Genomic DNA, 4,140 nt, shown 5'->3' with positions numbered 1-4,140 from the left:
CACAGGAAAAATAGACTAAAACTGAGTCAGAAGATGAGCGAACACGTGATCGAATATCACTGGAATGGGTGATCGGAAAATATCGGAATAACTGATCGGATGTCGCCGGAACAGATGATCGGATACGTCGGAATCTGCACTTGGCGCGGAAGCGATCGATCTAGTGCTGTAAATGCGCCACTTTTTCCTGCTGATGCTGGTAAAGCGACTGCTGCTGCGCCAGTTTGGTGGCGCGCTGCAGCTCAAACGACGAGTAATTGCCGGTGTATTTATTAAGGGTCTGTTGCTTGATATGCAGCACCCGATTGATGATAGGATCGAGAAAATCGCGGTCGTGGGAAATCAAGATAAGTGTACCCGGGTAATTTCTCAGCCATTTTTCCAGCCAGATGACCGCATCCAAATCCAGATGGTTGGTCGGTTCGTCCAGCAACAGCAGATCAGAGCGGCACAGCAGGGCTCGCGCGAGATTAAGGCGCATGCGCCAGCCGCCGGAGAAAGCGCGCACCGGTTGCGTCAACTGCGGCTGGCTGAAGCCCAGACCGCTCAGAAGGCTGGCGGCGCGGGCGCGAATGGTCCAAGCGTCGATGGTGTCCAGTTTACCGTGTAGTGTGGCGATAGCATGGCCATCATTTTTTTCATTGGCAACAAGTAATTCAGATTCGAGCTGACGATATTCCCAGTCGCCATCGATAACATATTCCACTGCCGGCACGTCAAGAGCGGGGGTTTCCTGATTAACCCAGGCCATCGCCCAGTTCGCGGGCAAGCTGACGCTGCCGGCGTCGGCGCTGAGTTCTTTTTTCAGCAGCGATAGCAGCGTGGATTTGCCGCAGCCGTTTTTGCCGACCAACCCGACTTTTTGCCCCAGGTTGACCGTGGCGGTGGCGTTATCCAGCAGTACGCGGGTACCGCGACGAATTTGCAACGAGGAGAAAACAATCATAAAGCGCCGTCGTTAGAGTATGTTAAATTGACATAGTTGAATGTTAAACAGGATATCGCGTCCTGACGTTATCTTTGCGAAGCATGGTAGCGGAAATCCCGCTTCCTGACGACGCTTTGGAGGGGAATTGATCTCTGAGCCGCCCAAAGTTTTGCTGTTGTACGCGCATCCTGAGGCCCCGGATTCGGTGGCGAACCAGGTGTTACTCAAGGCTGCGGCAACGCTCAGTCATGTCACCGTACATGATCTGTATGCGCATTATCCAGATTTTTTTATCGATATACCTCACGAGCAACAGCTGCTGCGCGATCACCAGGTGATTGTGTTCCAGCACCCGTTATACACCTACAGCTGTCCCGCGTTGCTCAAGGAGTGGCTGGATCGCGTGCTGACCCGCGGCTTCGCCAGCGGTGTCGGCGACGACGCGCTGGCCGGCAAACACTGGCGGTCGGTTATCACCACCGGCGATGCCGAGAGCGCCTACCAAACCAGCGGCGCGTTAGGGGTGGAGATGGCGGATATCCTGCGTCCTTTCGCCCTGACTGCCGCGCTGTGCCGTATGCACTGGCAGCCGCCGATGATTATTTATTGGGCGCGGAGCCAGGGCGCGGCGCGGCGCGCCCGCAGCGCCAGCGATTATGCGCGCTGGCTGTCGTTACCGTTGACGTCGGAGGGCAAACGCCATGGAGAGTAGTCCCTCTTTTCTAACTTGCGGTGGTGCTGTTTCTTTTCGCCGCCGTGGTGGCGGTGCCTATCGCGCCGCGGCTCGGCATCGGCGCGGTATTAGGCTATCTGGCAGCCGGCATCGCCATCGGTCCCTGGGGTCTGGGTTTTATTCGCGATGTCGATGAGATCTTGCATTTCTCGGAGCTGGGGGTGGTGTTTTTGATTTTCATCATCGGACTGGAGCTGAACCCCGCCAAGCTCTGGCATTTGCGGCATTCGATATTCGGTGTCGGCGCCGCACAAGTGGCTATCACCGCGGCGTTGCTGGGGGCCGCGCTTACCTTCACCAGCATGCGCTGGCAGGCGGAGCTTATCGGCGGCATCGGCCTGGCCATGTCCTCAACCGCCATTGCGCTGCAGTTGATGCGCGATAAAGGCATGAACCGCAATGAGGGCGGCCAACTGGGTTTCTCTGTGTTACTGTTTCAGGATATGGCCGTGATCCCGGCGCTGTCACTTATTCCGTTTCTCTCCGGCGGACACGGCGATTGGATGAAAATCGGCATCAAGCTGGCGGCGTTTTTCGGCATGCTGGTCGGCGGGCGCTATCTGCTGCGTCCGCTGTTTCGCTATATCGCCTCGGCGAATGTGCGCGAAGTTTTCACCGCCGCCAGCCTGCTGCTGGTGCTGGGAGCCGCACTGTTTATGGATTTGCTGGGCCTGTCGATGGCTCTCGGCACGTTTATCGCCGGCGTGCTGTTGGCCGAAAGCGAGTAACCGTCACGAGCTCGAAATCGCCATTGAGCCGTTCAAAGGGCTGCTGCTGGGGCTGTTTTTCATTTCGGTCGGCATGGCGCTGAACCTCGGTATTTTGTATGTGCACGTGCTGACGGTGCTGGCCGGGGTCGCCATACTGGTGGCGATCAAGGGAACGGTATTGTATATCCTGGCGCGTCTGTCGGGGCTCAAGCGCTCCATCCGGCTGCAATTTACCGGCGTACTGAGCCAGGGCGGGGAGTTCACCTTCGTCCTGTTTTCGGCCGCCTCGGCGCAGAAAATCCTTACCGGGGATCAATTATCGTTATTGCTGGTGATCGTCACATTGCCGATGATTACCACGCCGTTAATGATGCAATTAATCGATCGTATCCTGGTCCGGCGCTATAATGCAGTAGAAGAGGACGATGAAAAACCTTTCGTCAACGACGATGAGCCGCAGGTGATTATTGTCGGTTTTGGTCGTTTCGGCCAAGTGATAGGCTGTCTGCTGATGGCGAATAAAACGCGCATTACGGTGTTTGAGCGCGATATCAGCGTGGTCAGCCTGATGCGCAGCTACGGCTATAAAGTCCTATTACGGCGACGCGACCGAATTGGAGCTGCTGCGGGCCGCGGGCGCGGAAAAAACCAGCACCATCGTGGTCGCGGCCAACACGCCCGAAGATAATATGGCCATTATCCACCTTTGCCAGCAGCACTTTCCCCATTTGCAGATTCTGGCGCGCGCGGGCGCGTCGAAGCGCATAAGTTACTGCAGGCCGGCGTGTCGCGATTTTCACGCGAAACCTTCTCCAGCGCGCTGGAGCTGGGGCGCAAGATGCTGCAATCGTTGGGTATGCATCCGCATCAGGCCTACCGGGCGCAGCAACATTTCCGCCGGCTGGATATGCGTATGCTGCGTGAACTGATGCCCCAACCCCAAGAAGAAGGGCGGCACAGTTCGCGCGTTATGGAGGCGCGGCGCGAGCTGGAGGACATTTTCCAGCGCGAGATGCAGCAGGAGCGCAGGCTGCTCGACGGTTGGGGCGAGGATGAACAACAGGGGGAAAGACCCAATGACGGCAAAGCGTAAACGCTTTATCGCTGGCGCCAACTGCCCCGTGTGCCACAGCGGCGACACGCTGGCGGTATGGCGCGAGGATAAGATTGACCGGGTGGCCTGCGTCAAATGCGGCTATAGCCAGCGGCAGGATGACGAAATGATTAGCGCGAAAAGACCGGATAAGGAACACATTATTGGTATTTTTCATCCGGAGTAGCGTTATTGACCGCTTTTTTACGGCTAAAGCTTACATACGTGCGGTTTTTGGTTAGAATCAGCGCCAAATTAGTTTCCAATGGTGGGAGATATCATGAAAGTAGCAAAAGATCGGGTGGTCAGTCTGGCCTACCAGTTGAGGACAGAAGACGATGTATTGGTCGATGAATCCCCGGTGAGCGCACCGTTGGAGTACCTGCATGGTCATGGCTCGCTGATTCCCGGGCTGGAAAAAGCGCTGGAAGACCACGGCGCGGGCGGCGACAGCTTTGATATCAGTATCGAAGCCAACGATGCCTATGGCCCCTACGATGAAAATCTGGTGCAGCGCGTGCCTAAAGATGTTTTTATGGTAAGCGCCCCGTGGAGGACGTCTTGAATTATTGGTGGGTTTGTTGTATGGCCCGGTAAGAATATGTTCCACTACGATGCCTAGTGAACCCGCATCCTATAAGGGACGGCTGTCAGATCATGGATAATCCGGCGATGA

At 56.3% G+C, this 4,140-nt stretch carries 2 protein-coding genes and 3 pseudogenes; 4 read left to right on the top strand and 1 reads right to left on the bottom strand.

Going from position 1 to position 4,140, the window contains the following annotated elements; all coding sequences use genetic code 11:
* Positions 1 to 163: 163 nt before the first annotated feature.
* A pseudogene (locus ACMX3H_RS17400) lies at positions 164 to 946 on the bottom strand (ATP-binding cassette domain-containing protein); the annotation flags it as partial.
* A gap of 130 nt (positions 947 to 1,076) precedes the next feature.
* On the opposite strand from ACMX3H_RS17400, the gene kefG reads away from it, so the two are divergent.
* The 4 genes and pseudogenes from kefG to ACMX3H_RS17380 all read left to right on the top strand — a co-directional run.
* Positions 1,077 to 1,640, top strand: coding sequence for a glutathione-regulated potassium-efflux system ancillary protein KefG (kefG, locus tag ACMX3H_RS17395; protein ID WP_415211704.1), 564 nt, complete (start codon positions 1,077 to 1,079; stop codon positions 1,638 to 1,640).
* Between the two features lie 20 nt (positions 1,641 to 1,660).
* Positions 1,661 to 3,464, top strand: a pseudogene (kefB, locus tag ACMX3H_RS17390) (glutathione-regulated potassium-efflux system protein KefB).
* Positions 3,448 to 3,651, top strand: a complete 204-nt coding sequence (locus ACMX3H_RS17385; RefSeq protein ID WP_415211703.1) for a YheV family putative zinc ribbon protein — start codon at positions 3,448 to 3,450, stop codon at positions 3,649 to 3,651. The pseudogene kefB and the gene ACMX3H_RS17385 overlap by 17 nt, the downstream one beginning before the upstream one ends.
* Before the next feature lie 93 nt (positions 3,652 to 3,744).
* A pseudogene (locus tag ACMX3H_RS17380) lies at positions 3,745 to 4,002 on the top strand (FKBP-type peptidyl-prolyl cis-trans isomerase); the annotation flags it as partial.
* Between the last annotated feature and the right edge of the window lie 138 nt (positions 4,003 to 4,140).

Source organism: Sodalis sp. (in: enterobacteria) (genome assembly GCF_047607725.1).
In the GTDB taxonomy this organism is placed as follows: domain Bacteria; phylum Pseudomonadota; class Gammaproteobacteria; order Enterobacterales; family Enterobacteriaceae; genus JBLKSS01.
Note: the sequence above shows the minus strand (reverse complement) of the source record. Positions and strands in the feature narration are given on the sequence as shown.

Coding starts and splice junctions, on each gene's coding strand:
- ACMX3H_RS17385 (WP_415211703.1), top strand. CDS start 3,448: ATGACGGCAAAGCGTAAACGCTTTATCGCTGGCGCCAACTGCCCCGTG.